The following is an 18769-nucleotide window of genomic DNA, read 5'->3' as shown; positions in this document are numbered from 1 at the left end:
AAGATGATCGATACGCGCGCGTTACGTGAAGAGCAGCGGATCCTTGCAGATCGCATCACATTGCAAGATCCGCCTGATTTCCCCACTCCGACGTTGATTGCCGGTGTGGACGTTGGCTTTGAGCAGGGCGGCGACGTCACGCGCGCCGCGGTGGCAGTTCTGCGCTATCCCTCGCTTGAGCTGGTGGAATACCAGATTGCCCGCGTACCTACCGTGATGCCCTATATTCCCGGTTTTCTCTCCTTCCGCGAACTTCCCGCGCTGTTACAGGCCTGGCAGCAGCTCACGTCGCGCCCTGACTTAGTGCTGGTCGACGGGCAGGGGATTGCGCATCCGCGCCGTCTGGGCGTCGCCAGTCATTTTGGTCTGATGATCGACGTGCCGACCATCGGTGTGGCAAAAAGCCGGTTATGCGGCCAGTTTTTGCCTCTCGGTGAGGAGCTCTACAGCCAGCAGGCGTTGTATGAGGGTGATGAACAGATTGGCTGGGTGTGGCGCAGTAAGCTACGCTGTAATCCACTGTTCATTTCGCCAGGCAATCGCATCAGCATGGAATCGGCGCTGTATTGGGTCGAACATTGTATGCGGCAATATCGTTTGCCGGAGCCAACGCGTTGGGCGGATGCCGTCGCGTCAAATCGGCCAGCTTTCCAACGCTGGCAACGGTTGAGTGATGATCTTTAGGAATCAAGGAATAGGGATATTGATTTATTTCAGGTAAACTCCCGCGCAGAAAAGTTAACGAGATCAACTCATGTTACGTAATCCAATTCATTTACGTCTCGAAAAGCTGGAAAGCTGGCAACACGTGACGTTTATGGCGAGCTTGTGTGAACGCATGTACCCGAACTACCAGGCCTTCTGCCTGGAAACCGGGTTTGGCGAGCCGCAGGTTTACCGCCGCATCCTGGATCTCATCTGGGAAACGCTGGTGGTAAAAGACGCCAAGGTCAATTTTGACTCACAGCTCGAAAAGCTGGAGGAGGCGGTGCCTTCTTCCGATGATTACGACCTCTATGGGGTTTATCCGGCCATTGATGCCTGTATCGCGTTAGGCGAATTGATCCATTCGCGTCTGAGCGGTGAAACCCTCTCTCACGCCGTTGCGGTAAGCGAAACATCGATTCGTACCGTCGCAATGCTGGAGATGACGCAGGCCGGTAAAGAAATGACCGATGAAGAGCTGAAAGTAATCCCAGCTGTCGAAGAGGAATGGGACATCCAATGGGAGATTTTTCGCCTGTTGGCTGACTGTGAGGAGCGTGACCTGGAATTAATAAAAGGGTTACGTTCTGACCTGCGTGAAGCCGCTGTCAGTAACATTGGCATAAATTTAGCGCAATAAGGCAAGAAAACGTGATTTAACGCCTGATTTGTCGTGCCTTAAGGCTTCACATCCGCACCCTGTCTGGTCTACATTTGGGGTGCGTAAAAAAAGTGGCTATCGGTGCGTGTATGCAGGAGGGTGCTGTCAATCGGCATATCCGTCGCACTCGATGCTTTGCAAACGATAAACACACTGTAAAGGATAACTTATGAACAAGACTCAACTGATTGATGTAATTGCGGACAAAGCTGATCTTTCCAAAGCACAGGCCAAAGTTGCTCTTGAATCTACTCTGTCTGCTATTACCGAGTCTCTGAAAGAAGGTGATGCTGTACAATTAGTTGGTTTCGGGACTTTCAAGGTAAATCATCGTAACGAGCGTACTGGTCGTAACCCACAGACTGGTAAAGAAATCAAAATCGCAGCTGCCAACGTGCCTGCGTTCGTTTCTGGTAAAGCTCTGAAAGACGCTGTTAAGTAATTGCTTGCAGTGAAAAGAATAAGCGGAGGGGCCTTTAAGCCCCTTCAGTTTATCACCCCCAGGCTGGTAGCAGGTTTACTGGTGCTTGGTCTGGTGGGTTGCAGTTCAAAAAATACCACCCCGCAGTTCTTCGCCAGTGGTTACGTTGCCGATCAGGGCATTAACCGTTTATGGCGCGAAAACAATGCACAGAACCAACCTCAAACCATTCTTAACGTCTACAGCCCCTATTTTGGTGGCGATACGGTCATAACCCGATACGAATATCAGGACGGGCAGGTTCACCTTGTCAAAGAAACTCATGCGACCAAAACAGATTTGGGCGTGATGCTGCGTTTCGATGAGGGCGGCAATGTCAGCTTTATGCAGCGGCAACTTCCTGAGCGACGGGAAAAATTATCCTCAGACGACATCGAGCGCTATAAATATGAAGCGGCAAAAATCCTCGATGTGAGCAGCGCACTGCAGGCCGGTAATGTCCGGCTGATCCAGGCTCGCTGGCGGCAGGGTGTGATCACTACCTGCGCGGGCGAGCAGGTAACGCCAAATCTTACAGTGCGTTCGCAGGTCTGGCTGGCAAAACGAGCCACCCGCAGTAACGATCAACTCGGTTTGGCCTGGCTGACTGCGCCGGAAGGCAATGAATTACTGTTGGTCGCCAATGAAGATTTCTGTAGCTGGGAACCAAAAGAGTCAGATCTCTGAATCTTCGCGACAAAAGAAAAGGCACGCCGAAGCGTGCCTTTTTTGATCGTTAGCCGGTAAACCGGGTTTACTGATTGCGCTCACGGTCAATCGCGCGATAACCAATGTCTTTGCGGCAGAAGCTGCCTTCCCAATGGATATCTTTCGCTAAATCGTACGCACGTAGTTGAGCGGCTTCCACGGTTTTACCCAGCGCGGTCACACACAACACGCGACCACCGCTGGTGACAACCCGTTCGTCCTGTAAACGGGTGCCCGCATGGAACACTTTACCATCCGGTACTTCCTCAAGCGGCAAGCCATGAATGACTTCCCCGTTCTGATAGTCGCCGGGATAACCGCCGGCCGCCAGAACAACGCCCAGCGAAGGACGTGGATCCCATTCGGATGTTTTATCTCCCAGACGACCTTCTGCACCGGCCAGACAAAGATCCACCAGATCCGAGCGCATACGTAACATGATCGGCTGCGTTTCCGGATCGCCGAAGCGGCAGTTGAATTCGATCACTTTCGGCTGGCCGTCAGCGGAGATCATCAGACCCGCATACAGGAAACCGGTGTAAGTGTTGTTTTCAGCCGCCATTCCGCGCACGGTAGGCCAGATAACCTGATCCATCACGCGCTGGTGAATTTCATCCGTTACGACAGGTGCCGGAGAATAAGCGCCCATGCCGCCGGTATTCGGGCCGCTGTCGCCATCGCCTACGCGTTTGTGATCCTGGCTGGTCGCCATCGGCAGCACGTTCGTGCCATCCACCATCACGATGAAACTGGCTTCTTCGCCATCCAGGAACTCCTCAATCACAATGCGGTGACCCGCATCGCCGAAAGCATTGCCTGCCAGCATATCGTGAACGGCGTCTTCCGCTTCTTTCAGCGTCATCGCCACGATAACGCCTTTACCTGCTGCCAGACCGTCAGCCTTAATGACAATAGGCGCACCTTTGCTGCGCAGATAAGCCAGCGCAGGTTCGATCTCGGTAAAGTTCTGGTAGTCGGCGCTTGGAATGTTGTGACGGGCAAGGAAATCTTTGGTGAAGGCTTTGGAACCTTCCAGCTGGGCGGCTTCCTGCGTAGGGCCAAAGATCTTCAGTCCAGCAGCGCGGAAAGCATCAACCACGCCAATCACTAACGGTGCTTCAGGGCCGACAATCGTCAGGCCGATGTCGTTACTTTTGGCAAATGCCAGCAATCCGGCAACGTCAGTGGCAGCGATATCAACGTTTTCCAGCAAAGGTTCCAGCGCGGTGCCAGCATTGCCCGGCGCGACAAAGACTTTATCAGCCAGAGGTGACTGCGATGCCTTCCATGCCAGCGCATGTTCACGCCCGCCGTTACCGATAATTAAAATATTCATTCGAAGACTCCGGATGAGCGGGCGCATCGCACCCGCTGAAAGAAATTAATGACGGAAGTGACGCATATCGGTGAAGAGCATTGCAATGCCGTGTTCGTTGGCGGCTTTAATCACTTCATCATCACGGATTGAACCACCCGGCTGGATAACACAGGTAATGCCTACCGCAGCGGCGGCATCAATACCATCACGGAACGGGAAGAAGGCGTCAGAAGCCATAACAGAACCGGCGACTTCAAGACCTTCATCCGCCGCTTTGATCCCCGCAATTTTGGCAGAGTAAACGCGGCTCATCTGGCCTGCGCCAATGCCGATGGTCATTTTGTCGCGTGCATAAACAATGGCATTAGATTTAACGAATTTTGCCACTTTCCAGCAGAACAGGGCATCGGTGAGTTCCTGCTCCGTCGGCTGGCGCTCAGAAACGACGCGCAGGTCATTGGCATCCACCATTCCTAAATCGCGATCCTGAACCAGCAAGCCGCCGTTGACGCGTTTGAAGTCCAATGCCGCCTGCCGACCTTGCCACTGACCACAGGTCAGCACACGGACGTTTTGTTTGGCTGCGGTCAGAGCCAGCGCTTCTTCGCTGACGGAAGGGGCAATGATCACCTCGACAAACTGACGGCTGATGATCGCTTTGGCGGTGTCAGCATCCAGTTCACGGTTGAAAGCGATGATGCCGCCGAAAGCAGACGTTGGGTCAGTCTGGTAAGCGCGCTCGTAAGCGGCCAGGATGCTGTCGCCGATGGCTACGCCGCAAGGGTTAGCGTGTTTGACGATCACACAGGCAGGTTCCGCAAACTCTTTCACACATTCCAGCGCTGCATCAGTATCGGCGATATTGTTATAGGAAAGTGCTTTGCCCTGAAGCTGAGTCGATGTCGCGACAGAAGCCTCGCTGACGTTCTCTTCTATATAGAAGGCTGCATTCTGATGGCTGTTTTCGCCATAACGCATATCTTGTTTCTTTATATAGCTAAGATTTAGCGTACGGGGGAACTGCCCGGAGGCGGTTTCGGTATCGCCATGGTAAGCCGGAACCATCGTGCCGAAGTAGTTGGCAATCATGCCGTCATAAGAAGCGGTGTGCTCGAAGGCTTTAATTGCCAGATTAAAACGGGTTGCAAGCGTCAGCGAGCTGCCGTTGGCATCCATCTCTTCAATCACAGCGGCGTAGTCACTGCTCTTAACGACAATCGCCACGTCTTTGTGGTTCTTCGCGGCTGAGCGAACCATGGTTGGCCCGCCGATATCAATGTTTTCTACAGCATCTTCCAGCGAACAGTCCGTGCGTGCGACGGTTTGTGCGAACGGATAAAGATTAACGACCACCATGTCGATTGGCGCAATAGCATGCTGCGCCATAATTTCATCATCTTTCCCGCGGCGACCGAGGATGCCACCGTGAACTTTCGGGTGCAGGGTTTTGACGCGTCCATCCATCATTTCCGGGAAACCGGTGTAGTCAGACACTTCGGTGACTGGCAGACCGGCTTTAGCCAACAGGCTGGCGGTTCCGCCAGTGGAAAGTAACTCGACGCCACGCTGTGAGAGTGCCTGGGCGAATTCTACGATACCGGCTTTGTCAGAAACACTGAGCAGGGCGCGGCGGATTGGACGAGATTGTTGCATGGTGGTTGTATCCTTGGCTTTGGAGTCGCAATAAAGAGCGTTATCTGAATTCAATGACGCTTTTCTTCTCTCTATATAGAGCAATTTGCAGAAAAACGTGGGATCGCGCTCAGATAACTTCCCTTCGACGACTGACTTTTCATTTATAACGCATTAAGGGCGGCGAAAACTGACGCGCGAAATTGTAGCGAAAACGATTGCGCGACGCTCGCAAAATTTGAGATTCCTGTCCCTTTGTGGATAAATCTGTGCAAAACACGGTATAAGCTGTGGGGTTGCTGTGTAATGCAGCAAACAGTGATTTTTCTTAAAATTACCCCTTGCGGCCTGCTCAGAACTCCCTATAATGCCGCTCCATCGACAGGGAACAACGTGAACAACATCACGAAGTAACCGGGTCGGGAAAGATTAAAAACAGCGGCATCCGGCGAAATAAACGGTTGACACTGAATGAGGAAAGCGTAATATACGCCACCTCGAGTTAGCAAGCGAAAGCGCGTAACTCACTGCTCTTTAACAATTTATCAGACAATCTGTGTGGGCACTCACAAGACGATATCAGCCACCTCGGTGGCAAAAAATATCAAGTCTTAGAGTGACCAAGCAGTAATTCATTTAGTTGAATTATTACGAAGTAATCTTTGAGCACCGCTTAACTTGTTTAAGCAAATCGAACTTTTAATTGAAGAGTTTGATCATGGCTCAGATTGAACGCTGGCGGCAGGCCTAACACATGCAAGTCGAGCGGTAGCACAGGAGAGCTTGCTCTCTGGGTGACGAGCGGCGGACGGGTGAGTAATGTCTGGGAAACTGCCTGATGGAGGGGGATAACTACTGGAAACGGTAGCTAATACCGCATGACCTCGCAAGAGCAAAGTGGGGGACCTTCGGGCCTCACGCCATCGGATGTGCCCAGATGGGATTAGCTAGTAGGTGGGGTAATGGCTCACCTAGGCGACGATCCCTAGCTGGTCTGAGAGGATGACCAGCCACACTGGAACTGAGACACGGTCCAGACTCCTACGGGAGGCAGCAGTGGGGAATATTGCACAATGGGCGCAAGCCTGATGCAGCCATGCCGCGTGTGTGAAGAAGGCCTTAGGGTTGTAAAGCACTTTCAGCGAGGAGGAAGGCGTTGCAGTTAATAGCTGCAGCGATTGACGTTACTCGCAGAAGAAGCACCGGCTAACTCCGTGCCAGCAGCCGCGGTAATACGGAGGGTGCAAGCGTTAATCGGAATTACTGGGCGTAAAGCGCACGCAGGCGGTTTGTTAAGTCAGATGTGAAATCCCCGAGCTTAACTTGGGAACTGCATTTGAAACTGGCAAGCTAGAGTCTTGTAGAGGGGGGTAGAATTCCAGGTGTAGCGGTGAAATGCGTAGAGATCTGGAGGAATACCGGTGGCGAAGGCGGCCCCCTGGACAAAGACTGACGCTCAGGTGCGAAAGCGTGGGGAGCAAACAGGATTAGATACCCTGGTAGTCCACGCTGTAAACGATGTCGACTTGGAGGTTGTGCCCTTGAGGCGTGGCTTCCGGAGCTAACGCGTTAAGTCGACCGCCTGGGGAGTACGGCCGCAAGGTTAAAACTCAAATGAATTGACGGGGGCCCGCACAAGCGGTGGAGCATGTGGTTTAATTCGATGCAACGCGAAGAACCTTACCTACTCTTGACATCCACGGAATTCGCTAGAGATAGCTTAGTGCCTTCGGGAACCGTGAGACAGGTGCTGCATGGCTGTCGTCAGCTCGTGTTGTGAAATGTTGGGTTAAGTCCCGCAACGAGCGCAACCCTTATCCTTTGTTGCCAGCACGTAATGGTGGGAACTCAAAGGAGACTGCCGGTGATAAACCGGAGGAAGGTGGGGATGACGTCAAGTCATCATGGCCCTTACGAGTAGGGCTACACACGTGCTACAATGGCATATACAAAGAGAAGCAAACTCGCGAGAGCAAGCGGACCTCATAAAGTATGTCGTAGTCCGGATTGGAGTCTGCAACTCGACTCCATGAAGTCGGAATCGCTAGTAATCGTAGATCAGAATGCTACGGTGAATACGTTCCCGGGCCTTGTACACACCGCCCGTCACACCATGGGAGTGGGTTGCAAAAGAAGTAGGTAGCTTAACCTTCGGGAGGGCGCTTACCACTTTGTGATTCATGACTGGGGTGAAGTCGTAACAAGGTAACCGTAGGGGAACCTGCGGTTGGATCACCTCCTTACCTAAAGATACGCATTGTGCAGTGTCCACACAGATTGTCTGATGAAATTAATGAGCAAGAGCACCTGTTGATGCGGTAAGGGAGACCTTACGCTGATGCGAAAAGTGCCAAGCCCTTTTGGGGGTCTGGTGCGGATTTTTCGTGTCCCCATCGTCTAGAGGCCTAGGACACTGCCCTTTCACGGCTGTAACAGGGGTTCGAATCCCCTTGGGGACGCCACTCCGATAATGTGTGAAAGACATTATCACCGAATATCTTAAAGATGACTTTAACGAGTCGTGTTTAAGATATTGCTCTTTAACAATCTGGAACAAGCTGAAAATTGAAACATTACAGCTGAACATCACTCTCCGTAGAAGTACTGAGTGATGATTTTGTCTGTAATAGAGTCTCTCAAATAATCGCAATGCGACGATGTCTTTTAAGACACCTTCGGGTTGTGAGGTTAAGCGACTAAGCGTACACGGTGGATGCCTAGGCAGTCAGAGGCGATGAAGGGCGTGCTAATCTGCGAAAAGCGTCGGTAAGGTGATATGAACCGTTATAACCGACGATACCCGAATGGGGAAACCCAGTGTGTTTCGACACACTATTGCATGGTGAATACATAGCCATGCAAGGCGAACCGGGGGAACTGAAACATCTAAGTACCCCGAGGAAAAGAAATCAACCGAGATTCCCCCAGTAGCGGCGAGCGAACGGGGAAGAGCCCAGAACCTGAATCAGTTTGTGCATTAGTGGAAGCGTCTGGAAAGTCGCACAGTATAGGGTGATAGTCCCGTACACAAAAATGCACTTATTGTGAGTTCGATGAGTAGGGCGGGACACGTGACATCCTGTCTGAATATGGGGGGACCATCCTCCAAGGCTAAATACTCCTGACTGACCGATAGTGAACCAGTACCGTGAGGGAAAGGCGAAAAGAACCCCGGCGAGGGGAGTGAAATAGAACCTGAAACCGTGTACGTACAAGCAGTGGGAGCCTACTTTGTTGGGTGACTGCGTACCTTTTGTATAATGGGTCAGCGACTTATATTTTGTAGCAAGGTTAACCGAATAGGGGAGCCGTAGGGAAACCGAGTCTTAACTGGGCGTCAAGTTGCAAGGTATAGACCCGAAACCCGGTGATCTAGCCATGGGCAGGTTGAAGGTTGGGTAACACTAACTGGAGGACCGAACCGACTAATGTTGAAAAATTAGCGGATGACTTGTGGCTGGGGGTGAAAGGCCAATCAAACCGGGAGATAGCTGGTTCTCCCCGAAAGCTATTTAGGTAGCGCCTCGTGAACTCATCTTCGGGGGTAGAGCACTGTTTCGACTAGGGGGCCATCCCGGCTTACCAACTCGATGCAAACTCCGAATACCGAAGAATGTTATCACGGGAGACACACGGCGGGTGCTAACGTCCGTCGTGAAGAGGGAAACAACCCAGACCGCCAGCTAAGGTCCCAAAGTCATGGTTAAGTGGGAAACGATGTGGGAAGGCATAGACAGCCAGGATGTTGGCTTAGAAGCAGCCATCATTTAAAGAAAGCGTAATAGCTCACTGGTCGAGTCGGCCTGCGCGGAAGATGTAACGGGGCTAAACCATGCACCGAAGCTGCGGCAGCGACGCTTAGGCGTTGTTGGGTAGGGGAGCGTTCTGTAAGCCGTCGAAGGTGTCCTGTGAGGGGTGCTGGAGGTATCAGAAGTGCGAATGCTGACATAAGTAACGATAATGCGGGTGAAAAACCCGCACGCCGGAAGACCAAGGGTTCCTGTCCAACGTTAATCGGGGCAGGGTGAGTCGACCCCTAAGGCGAGGCTGAAAAGCGTAGTCGATGGGAAGCTGGTTAATATTCCAGCACTTGGTGTTACTGCGAAGGGGGGACGGAGAAGGCTAGGCTAGCCGGGCGACGGTTGTCCCGGTTCAAGCGTGTAGGGGGTGTGACTTGGTAAATCCGGTTACATATTCAACCCTGAGGCGTGATAACGAGCCACTACGGTGGTGAAGTAGTTGATGCCATGCTTCCAGGAAAAGCCTCTAAGCTCCAGGTAACACGAAATCGTACCCCAAACCGACACAGGTGGTCAGGTAGAGAATACTCAGGCGCTTGAGAGAACTCGGGTGAAGGAACTAGGCAAAATGGTGCCGTAACTTCGGGAGAAGGCACGCTGGCGCGTAGGTGAAGAGACTTGCTCTCGGAGCCGAAGCCAGTCGCAGATACCAGCTGGCTGCAACTGTTTAATAAAAACACAGCACTGTGCAAACACGAAAGTGGACGTATACGGTGTGACGCCTGCCCGGTGCCGGAAGGTTAATTGATGGGGTTAGCAGCAATGCGAAGCTCTTGATCGAAGCCCCGGTAAACGGCGGCCGTAACTATAACGGTCCTAAGGTAGCGAAATTCCTTGTCGGGTAAGTTCCGACCTGCACGAATGGCGTAATGATGGCCAGGCTGTCTCCACCCGAGACTCAGTGAAATTGAACTCGCTGTGAAGATGCAGTGTACCCGCGGCAAGACGGAAAGACCCCGTGAACCTTTACTATAGCTTGACACTGAACATTGAGCCTTGATGTGTAGGATAGGTGGGAGGCTTTGAAGCGTGGACGCCAGTCTGCGTGGAGCCAACCTTGAAATACCACCCTTTAATGTTTGATGTTCTAACTCGGCCCCGTGATCCGGGGTGAGGACAGTGTCTGGTGGGTAGTTTGACTGGGGCGGTCTCCTCCTAAAGAGTAACGGAGGAGCACGAAGGTTAGCTAATCACGGTCGGACATCGTGAGGTTAGTGCAATGGCATAAGCTAGCTTGACTGCGAGAGTGACGGCTCGAGCAGGTACGAAAGTAGGTCATAGTGATCCGGTGGTTCTGAATGGAAGGGCCATCGCTCAACGGATAAAAGGTACTCCGGGGATAACAGGCTGATACCGCCCAAGAGTTCATATCGACGGCGGTGTTTGGCACCTCGATGTCGGCTCATCACATCCTGGGGCTGAAGTAGGTCCCAAGGGTACGGCTGTTCGCCGTTTAAAGTGGTACGCGAGCTGGGTTTAGAACGTCGTGAGACAGTTCGGTCCCTATCTGCCGTGGGCGTTGGAAGATTGAGAGGGGCTGCTCCTAGTACGAGAGGACCGGAGTGGACGCATCACTGGTGTTCGGGTTGTCATGCCAATGGCATTGCCCGGTAGCTAAATGCGGAAAAGATAAGCGCTGAAAGCATCTAAGCGCGAAACTTGCCTCGAGATGAGTCTTCCCTGTGGCTTTAAGCCACCTGAAGGGACGTTTAAGACTAAGACGTTGATAGGCTGGGTGTGTAAGTGCAGCGATGCATTGAGCTAACCAGTACTAATGACCCGAGAGGCTTAACCTTACAACACCAAAGGTGTTTTGATTAGAGTGACTCTGCTGCGCGCGAGCGTGGAGAAGTAGATTTTCAGCGACGTTCCGAGATTGGTTCGTATGGCGAGGCGTTGTGAGAAATCACGGTGCGTGGCGGTACGGATGAAACAGAATTTGCCTGGCGGCACTAGCGCGGTGGTCCCACCTGACCCCATGCCGAACTCAGAAGTGAAACGCCGTAGCGCCGATGGTAGTGTGGGGTCTCCCCATGCGAGAGTAGGGAACTGCCAGGCATCAAATAAGTGGAAAGCCCTGTACTGACGTACAGGGCTTTTTGCTGTCTGGGATTTGGGACAACGGCGGAGAGAATAGGTGGTTCTGTTTACCTTCCGGAACGTTTTCTGTTCAAATTCACGGCTTATGTGCCCAAAGCTTTATCGCTTAATTCCCTTAATATCTCTCTCTATATATCCCGAACGTCTAAATAAATAACCGAAGCTGAAACATTTTCACTTACTGCTTGCAGGCTCGACATTACTGCTAAAGTCCGCTATCTTCGGCTGTCTAGAAGTCTAAACGTATAAATGGATGCAGTGAGGAAGTTGCTATGCCGATCCGGGTTCCAGATGAGTTACCAGCCGTGAATTTCCTGCGCAATGAAAATGTCTTTGTGATGACCTCGTCGCGCGCAAAAACTCAGGAAATCAGACCTTTGAAAGTGCTGGTACTCAACCTGATGCCAAAGAAAATTGAGACCGAAAATCAGTTTTTGCGGCTGCTTTCTAACTCTCCTCTGCAAATTGATGTACAGCTTCTCCGAATCGATAACCGCGAATCAAAAAATACGCCAGCTGAGCATCTCGATAACTTCTACTGTGATTTCGAAGATATCCAGCATGACAACTATGACGGTCTGATTGTCACCGGAGCACCTCTCGGGCTTGTCGATTTCTGCGATGTCGCCTACTGGCCTGAGATAGAGCGTGTTATCCACTGGGCAAAGGAGCACGTTACTTCGACGCTGTTTGTATGCTGGGCGGTTCAGGCGGCTTTAAACGTGTTGTATGACATTCCAAAAATGACGCGTGAAACCAAGCTGTCAGGCGTTTATCCACATCAGACGCTGCAATCCGTTGCATTGCTAACCCGCGGATTTGATGAAACTTTCCTGGCACCGCACTCCCGCTATGCAGATTTCCCGGCGGATGTCCTGCGTCAGTACACGGATCTGGATATTTTTGCTGAATCGGAAGAAGCGGGGGCTTATCTTTTTGCGACTAAAGATAAGCGAATGGCCTTCGTCACCGGGCATCCAGAGTATGATGCAGGTACCCTGGCCGGTGAGTATCTCCGAGATGTCGCCGCAGGGCTATCTCCCGACATGCCTTACAACTATTTTCCCCAAGATAATGCCGAGTTATCACCAAAGGCAACCTGGCGTAGCCACGGCCATTTGCTCTTTACGAACTGGCTGAACTACTACGTCTATCAGATCACACCATTTGATCTTCGCCAGATGAATCCAACCCTGGAATAACAGACTTAAAGATCCGGCAGACGATCACACATGATCGTCTGCCGGATTCACTCCTTCCCCGCTATCACCCACATTTTTCGATACACCCTCTCAACATTTTCTCCAATTTTCGAAATTAATTCTCATTTCAGAATAATTATTTTCATCTCTATCTTTTTGATTAAGAAGAAGAGATTTAAAAAGTAAAAATAAAATGGAAATCGTTTTTGATTTTATGTGATTCCTGATTACGCTTAAGTCTATCGGGTGATAAATAACCAGAAAGAAATCGTCACAGAGATTGGCTGACGAGACTGGTTTATTTCCTACCGTAATAGCATCTGCTCAGTGAGGTGGTCTGGCAGATTAAGCAGATAAATCAGGAGAATAGCGATGTCAGAGCAAATTACCCGCAGTCAGCTTGGCTTTTTACGCCATTTTGGTGAGCATGAAACCCTTATTCTGACGGAAGAAGCCGTCGATTTTTTGTCAGAACTGGTTGTGCATTTCACGCCATCGCGTAACCGGTTGTTGGCAGACCGCATCGCCGTACAGCAGAAAGTTGACCAGGGAGAATTTCCTGATTTTATTTCGGAAACAGATTCCATTAAAAAATCAGAGTGGAAAATACGTAACATCCCAACGGATTTATTAGATCGTCGTGTTGAAATTACCGGACCTGTTGAGCGAAAAATGGTGATTAACGCGCTCAATGCCAATGTGAAAGTTTTTATGGCTGACTTCGAAGATTCGCTGGCTCCTGACTGGCAGAAGGTCATTGAAGGGCAGATCAATTTGCGGGATGCGGTAAATGGCACCATCAGTTACACCAATGAATCCGGTAAAATTTATCAGCTCAAGCCCGATCCAGCGGTGCTGATTTGCCGCGTTCGCGGTCTGCATCTGCCAGAGAAGCATGTGACATGGCAGGGCGAAGCGATCCCCGGTTCATTGTTCGATTTCGCTTTGTACTTTTTCCACAACTATCGCGCCTTGCTCGCCAAAGACAGCGGCCCCTATTTTTATCTGCCAAAAATGCAGTCTTATCATGAAGCTGACTGGTGGAGCCAGGTCTTCAGCTTTGCCGAGGACTACGCAGATTTACCGCGCGGCACAATCAAAGCCACTGTATTAATTGAGACGTTGCCCGCTGTTTTCCAGATGGACGAAATCCTGTACCACCTGCGAGATCATATTGTCGGGCTTAATTGTGGCCGTTGGGATTACATCTTCAGCTATATTAAAACGCTCAAAAATCATAGTGATCGCGTTTTACCCGATCGTCAGTCGGTCACCATGACCCAGCCTTTCCTCAGCGCCTACTCACGGCTGCTGATCAAGACCTGCCACCGTCGCGGTGCCTTTGCAATGGGCGGTATGGCGGCATTTATCCCCAGCAAAGATGTCCAGCGTAATGAACTAGTGCTCAATAAAGTCAGAACCGATAAAGAGCTTGAGGCGAAAAACGGCCATGACGGCACGTGGATCGCGCATCCTGGGCTGGCCGACACAGTATTGGAAGTCTTCGATAAAGCACTCGGTTCGCGTACTCATCAGCTTGATGTCATGCGCGAAGAGGATGAGGAAACCACCGCTCAGCAGTTACTTGAACCCTGCTCCGGCGAGCGTACCGAAGAGGGCATGCGCGCCAATATCCGAGTGGCGATTCAGTACATCGAAGCCTGGATTTCCGGCAACGGTTGCGTACCGATTTACGGGCTGATGGAAGACGCGGCGACCGCAGAAATCTCCCGCACCTCCATCTGGCAGTGGATCCATCATGGCAAAACGCTCAGCGATGGCCAGCTGGTGACCAAGCCCTTGTTCCGCCGCATGCTAAATGAAGAAATGCTGGTGATCCAGCATGAGCTGGGAGAACAACGTTTCAGCGCTGGCCGCTTCACGCAGGCTGCCACTTTGATGGAAAAAATCACTACACAGGATGAGCTTATCGACTTCCTGACCCTGCCGGGCTATCAGCTGCTGGCCTGATCATTCTTACCCTACCTATAAAAAAAGACCGGAGCATTTGCCATGAAAACAACACGTACTCAGCAAATCCAGCAGCTAGAAGAAACCTGGAACCAGCCACGCTGGAAAGGCATTACCCGTCCGTATACCGCCGCTGAAGTGATCAGTCTGCGTGGCTCCGTTAACCCCGAGTGCACGCTGGCACAGCATGGTGCAGCCCGCTTATGGAGGTTATTGCACGGATCATCACGCAAAGGGTATGTGAACTGTCTGGGCGCGCTGACCGGCGGTCAGGCATTGCAGCAGGCAAAAGCCGGTATCGAAGCCATCTATCTCTCCGGCTGGCAGGTCGCTGCGGATGCCAATACTGCATCCAGCATGTACCCCGATCAGTCATTGTATCCGGTGAATTCCGTCCCGGAAGTCGTGGCCCGCATTAACAATACCTTCCGCCGCGCCGATCAGATTCAGTGGTCGAATAACATTGAACCGGGGCAGCCAGGTTACACAGATTACTTCCTGCCGATTGTCGCTGATGCTGAAGCCGGGTTTGGCGGTGTATTGAATGCCTTTGAACTGATGAAATCCATGATCGAAGCAGGCGCAGCGGCGGTGCACTTCGAAGACCAACTTGCAGCGGTGAAAAAATGCGGACACATGGGCGGCAAGGTGCTGGTACCGACTCAGGAAGCGGTGCAAAAGCTGGTTTCCGCGCGTCTTGCGGCAGACGTGCTCGGCGTTCCGACGTTACTGGTCGCACGAACAGATGCCGATGCGGCGGACTTACTGACATCCGATTGTGACCCGTATGACAGCCAGTTTATTACTGGCGAAAGGACGCACGAAGGTTTTTACCGTACGAACGCGGGAATCGAACAGGCCATCAGCCGCGGGCTGGCTTATGCCCCTTATGCTGATATTGTCTGGTGCGAAACCTCGACACCGGATTTGGCGCTTGCCCAGCGATTTGCTGAGGCCATCCACGCTAAATATCCCGGCAAACTGTTAGCGTACAACTGCTCACCCTCGTTTAACTGGAAGAAAAATCTCGACGATAAGACCATCGCCAGCTTTCAGGATCAGCTTGCCGCTATGGGCTACCAGTATCAGTTCATCACGCTGGCAGGTATCCACAGTATGTGGTTCAACATGTTCGATCTGGCCCACGCTTACGCGCAGGGAGAGGGCATGAAACATTACGTTGAAAAAGTGCAGGAGCCAGAGTTTGCCGCCATCGGTCGCGGTTATACCTTTGCTTCTCATCAGCAGGAAGTGGGCACCGGCTATTTCGATAAGGTCACTAACATTATTCAGGGTGGGCACTCCTCGGTGACTGCTTTAACGGGTTCGACGGAAGAGCAGCAATTCTCATCGACACCTCACTGATTTTTCCTTTGCCCGGCGAAAGTCGGGTATTTCTCCTTCAGGAGCCAGACGATGCGCATAGAGCTGCTAATTGCTCAGACGATTTTACAAGGGTTCGATGCGCAGTATGGCCGTTTTCTGGAGGTGACCGCCGGTGCTCAGCAGAGATTCGAGCAGGCAGACTGGCCCGCAGTACAGGCGGCGATGAAGCAACGTATCCATCTTTACGATCATCACGTCGGGCTGGTGGTCGCCCAGCTTAAATGCATCACTGGCCCTCATTTTTATGATGCGGCTTTTCTGATTCGGGTCAAAAATTGTTATTCAGAACTGTTGCCAGACTATCCACGGGCAGAAATTGCTGAAAGCTTCTTTAATTCAGTCTATTGCCGGATTTTCAAACACCGCGATCTGACCGCAGATAAACTCTATATCTTCAGTGAACAGCCCTCTCATCCGCAGAGAAATTGCCCGCGTCCGTTAGCGCGCCAATACCCGGTTCAGGGTGATCTCATGACCACGCTTGAAAAGGTGCTTGGCGATCTCCCAATGCGCTTACCCTGGGAAAACGCGCCGCGTGATGTCGATTATATCGCCACAGCGTTGCAACAACGTTTTTCTGCGGCACAACTCTCTGACGCTGTGATTGAGATGGCGACGGAGATTTTTTACCGCAACAAAGCCGCGTGGATCATTGGTAAAATCAGGATCGGGCATCAGGTTTTTCCGTTATTGCTGCCCGTGCATCTGGGTCAAAAGAGCGCGTTATTCGTCGATGCCTGTCTTACCGACAGCAACGATGCCAGTATTGTCTTCGGCTTTGCCCGTTCGTATTTCATGGTGTATGCCCCTCAGCCTGGTGCGCTGGTGGAATGGCTGCGTGAGATTTTACCGGCCAAAACCACCGCCGAGCTCTACAGCGCCATCGGCTGTCAGAAGCACGCAAAAACGGAGGGTTATCGTGAGCATTTACGTTTTATGGCGCAGACCGATGAATCTTTCATTGTGGCACCGGGCGTAAAAGGCATGGTGATGCTGGTGTTTACCCTGCCGGGCAGCGACCGTGTTTTTAAGGTGATAAAAGATCGTTTCGCGCCGCAAAAAGAGGTCACCGAAGCGCAGGTTATGGCGTGCTATCAGTTGGTCAAAGAACATGACCGCGTTGGACGCATGGCGGATACCCAGGAGTTTGAGCACTTTATTCTGCCGAAGAAAAACATCAGCCCGGAACTGATGGCGGAGTTACAGCGGGAGGTACCGGCAAAAATGGAACATCTGGGAAGTAGTATTGTTCTGCGGCATTTGTACATCGAACGACGCATGACACCGCTGAATCTTTATCTGGAGCAGGCCAGCGATCAGCAGCTGTATGACGTGATCGAAGAATACGGGAACGCAATAAAACAGCTGGCAGCAGCCAATATTTTCCCCGGCGATATGCTGTTCAAAAACTTTGGTGTGACCCGCCACGGTCGCGTGGTGTTTTATGATTACGATGAAATCTGTTATATGACTGAAGTGAATTTCCGTAATATCCCTTCGCCGCGTTTTCCAGAAGATGAACTGGCCAGCGAACCCTGGTACAGCATTGCGGAGAATGATGTTTTTCCTGAGGAATTTAGATATTTCCTGTGTACAGACCCCCGAATTCGCTCAGTCCTTGAAAACCTGCATGGTGATATATTTATTCCAGATTACTGGCAGGGGCTTCAGCAAAGGATCCTAAAGGGATATGTAGAAGATGTATATGCGTACAAACAAAGTCAGCGGTTTCAAAATATATCAGGGGATGATGCTCCCTGATATATGAGTGAATGTAGTTGGCTGTTGCCAGAACCGAAAGATGTGAATTCTGAAAAAATCGATCAAACTTCGCTTTTAATGCTTACCACCGCCATATGCCTGCGTAATTTCTTTTGCTGCGTGGATCACCAGCGCACCCAGTTCGGTGACACGGTCATCGGTGATGCGTGAGACCGGGCCTGAAATCGAAATCGCAGCATAGGCATCGTTATGCTCATCGTAAATGCAGGTCGCGACACAGCGCAGTCCCAGCGCATGCTCTTCGTCATCAAAGGCATACCCGCGCTTTCGCGTTTCCGTCAGTTCCAGCTTCAGATTCACCGGCGAGGTTTTGGTCAGCGGCGTATAGCTATGCAACCCGATTTTATGCAGCAGTTTCACCAGCCGCTCTTCCGGTAATGTGGACAAAAACGCTTTCCCCGCGCCCGAGGCGTGCATCGGCAGTTTTCCTCCGATCGGCGCAGACATTCGCATTAGCGCATTACATTGCACCTGATCGATGATGATCGCCTGATAATCACTGTGATCCAGCACCGCCAGATTCACGGTCTCGCCGGATTCTTCCATCAGCCGGCGAAGCATCGGGTGCACCATCGCCAGCAAGTTACGGCTTTGCAGAAAGCTGCTGCCCACCACAAATGCGTGCGAGCCGATGGTCCACAGACCTAAATCACCGACCTGACGCACAAACCCCTGCTGCTGCATGGTGGTCAGCAAACGGTGGGTAGTTGAATTCGGTAAACCGGCCTGTTGAGCCAGATCGGTGAGCGCTACGCTGCCCTGTGCCTGAGCAATATATTCCAACAATTTAAGGCCACGGGTCAGGGACTGAACCTGTCCGGTGGCGGCGCTGCCTGATGCGGCTGCGGCTTTAGGTTTTTTAGCGCGTTTGGCCGGGGTCGATGCGGACGTTGCCATAAGCCTGTTCCTTGTAAGATGCGCCAAAGGTTGGCGAAGAAAAATCATTTTTGGAATTAGTTTTCGTTTTTACAGTATGGATCGCAACCTGCCTTTGCGCTCATCCGATGTGTTGCATTGCATTTGCGGGATGTCTTCCCGAATTGA

The 18769-nt window shown here is 51.6% G+C and carries 11 protein-coding genes, 1 tRNA gene and 3 rRNA genes; 12 read left to right on the top strand and 3 right to left on the bottom strand.

Annotation, left to right across the window (positions count from 1 at the left end):
* Positions 1-3: 3 nt before the first annotated feature.
* From nfi to I2123_RS00255, 4 genes are all read left to right on the top strand, one after another.
* A complete protein-coding gene (nfi, locus tag I2123_RS00270; RefSeq protein WP_112166710.1) occupies positions 4-684 on the top strand; it encodes a deoxyribonuclease V in 681 nt (226 codons plus the stop codon).
* A gap of 70 nt (positions 685-754) precedes the next feature.
* Complete coding sequence (locus I2123_RS00265; protein WP_112166712.1) at positions 755-1345, top strand: YjaG family protein; 591 nt, start codon at positions 755-757, stop codon at positions 1343-1345.
* Positions 1346-1535: 190 nt separating this feature from the next.
* Positions 1536-1808, top strand: coding sequence for a nucleoid-associated protein HU-alpha (gene hupA / locus I2123_RS00260; RefSeq protein WP_013577396.1), 273 nt, complete (start codon positions 1536-1538; stop codon positions 1806-1808).
* 51 nt (positions 1809-1859) lie between these two features.
* Positions 1860-2513 carry a DUF1481 domain-containing protein gene (locus I2123_RS00255; RefSeq protein WP_244207851.1) on the top strand — a complete coding sequence of 218 codons (654 nt, stop codon included), beginning with the start codon at positions 1860-1862 and terminating at the stop codon, positions 2511-2513.
* Positions 2514-2580: 67 nt separating this feature from the next.
* Here the strand turns inward: I2123_RS00255 and purD are convergent, their stop codons facing one another.
* A complete protein-coding gene (purD, locus tag I2123_RS00250; RefSeq protein ID WP_112166714.1) occupies positions 2581-3870 on the bottom strand; it encodes a phosphoribosylamine--glycine ligase in 1290 nt (429 codons plus the stop codon).
* Positions 3871-3915: 45 nt separating this feature from the next.
* Complete coding sequence (gene purH / locus I2123_RS00245) at positions 3916-5505, bottom strand: bifunctional phosphoribosylaminoimidazolecarboxamide formyltransferase/IMP cyclohydrolase (RefSeq protein ID WP_213051550.1); 1590 nt, start codon at positions 5503-5505, stop codon at positions 3916-3918.
* A 679-nt stretch (positions 5506-6184) separates the two neighbouring features.
* On the opposite strand from purH, the gene I2123_RS00240 reads away from it, so the two are divergent.
* From I2123_RS00240 to aceK, 8 genes are all read left to right on the top strand, one after another.
* A 16S ribosomal RNA gene (locus I2123_RS00240) occupies positions 6185-7727 on the top strand.
* 143 nt (positions 7728-7870) lie between these two features.
* A tRNA-Glu gene (locus I2123_RS00235) sits at positions 7871-7946 on the top strand.
* A gap of 224 nt (positions 7947-8170) precedes the next feature.
* Positions 8171-11080: ribosomal RNA gene (locus I2123_RS00230) — 23S ribosomal RNA — on the top strand.
* A gap of 146 nt (positions 11081-11226) precedes the next feature.
* A 5S ribosomal RNA gene (gene rrf / locus I2123_RS00225) occupies positions 11227-11342 on the top strand.
* The 16S, 23S and 5S rRNA genes sit together here with 1 tRNA gene alongside, the layout of an rRNA operon.
* Before the next feature lie 314 nt (positions 11343-11656).
* On the top strand, positions 11657-12586 hold the full coding sequence (metA, locus tag I2123_RS00220; RefSeq protein WP_213051549.1) for a homoserine O-acetyltransferase MetA: 930 nt from the start codon (positions 11657-11659) through the stop codon (positions 12584-12586).
* Positions 12587-12958: 372 nt separating this feature from the next.
* Positions 12959-14557, top strand: a complete 1599-nt coding sequence (gene aceB, locus I2123_RS00215; RefSeq protein WP_213051548.1) for a malate synthase A — start codon at positions 12959-12961, stop codon at positions 14555-14557.
* Positions 14558-14599: 42 nt separating this feature from the next.
* Positions 14600-15922, top strand: a complete 1323-nt coding sequence (gene aceA, locus I2123_RS00210; RefSeq protein WP_213051547.1) for an isocitrate lyase — start codon at positions 14600-14602, stop codon at positions 15920-15922.
* Between the two features lie 51 nt (positions 15923-15973).
* Entirely contained in the window at positions 15974-17704 is a 1731-nt protein-coding gene (aceK, locus tag I2123_RS00205; protein WP_213051546.1) for a bifunctional isocitrate dehydrogenase kinase/phosphatase, read from the top strand.
* A 75-nt stretch (positions 17705-17779) separates the two neighbouring features.
* Here aceK and iclR read toward each other — a convergent pair whose 3' ends face one another.
* A complete protein-coding gene (iclR, locus tag I2123_RS00200; RefSeq protein WP_213051545.1) occupies positions 17780-18622 on the bottom strand; it encodes a glyoxylate bypass operon transcriptional repressor IclR in 843 nt (280 codons plus the stop codon).
* Between the last annotated feature and the right edge of the window lie 147 nt (positions 18623-18769).

The organism is Rahnella inusitata (assembly GCF_018288855.1).
Taxonomy (GTDB): domain Bacteria; phylum Pseudomonadota; class Gammaproteobacteria; order Enterobacterales; family Enterobacteriaceae; genus Rahnella; species Rahnella inusitata.
This window is presented reverse-complemented; position numbering and strand designations above follow the sequence as displayed.

What these genes read in the sequence shown, in the direction of transcription:
- nfi (WP_112166710.1), top strand. Translation starts at nt 4, where the DNA reads ATGATCGATACGCGCGCGTTACGTGAAGAGCAGCGGATCCTTGCAGAT.
- I2123_RS00265 (WP_112166712.1), top strand. Translation starts at nt 755, where the DNA reads ATGTTACGTAATCCAATTCATTTACGTCTCGAAAAGCTGGAAAGCTGG.
- hupA (WP_013577396.1), top strand. Translation starts at nt 1,536, where the DNA reads ATGAACAAGACTCAACTGATTGATGTAATTGCGGACAAAGCTGATCTT.
- purD (WP_112166714.1), bottom strand. Translation starts at nt 3,870, where the DNA reads ATGAATATTTTAATTATCGGTAACGGCGGGCGTGAACATGCGCTGGCA.
- purH (WP_213051550.1), bottom strand. Translation starts at nt 5,505, where the DNA reads ATGCAACAATCTCGTCCAATCCGCCGCGCCCTGCTCAGTGTTTCTGAC.
- metA (WP_213051549.1), top strand. Translation starts at nt 11,657, where the DNA reads ATGCCGATCCGGGTTCCAGATGAGTTACCAGCCGTGAATTTCCTGCGC.
- aceB (WP_213051548.1), top strand. Translation starts at nt 12,959, where the DNA reads ATGTCAGAGCAAATTACCCGCAGTCAGCTTGGCTTTTTACGCCATTTT.
- aceA (WP_213051547.1), top strand. Translation starts at nt 14,600, where the DNA reads ATGAAAACAACACGTACTCAGCAAATCCAGCAGCTAGAAGAAACCTGG.
- aceK (WP_213051546.1), top strand. Translation starts at nt 15,974, where the DNA reads ATGCGCATAGAGCTGCTAATTGCTCAGACGATTTTACAAGGGTTCGAT.
- iclR (WP_213051545.1), bottom strand. Translation starts at nt 18,622, where the DNA reads ATGGCAACGTCCGCATCGACCCCGGCCAAACGCGCTAAAAAACCTAAA.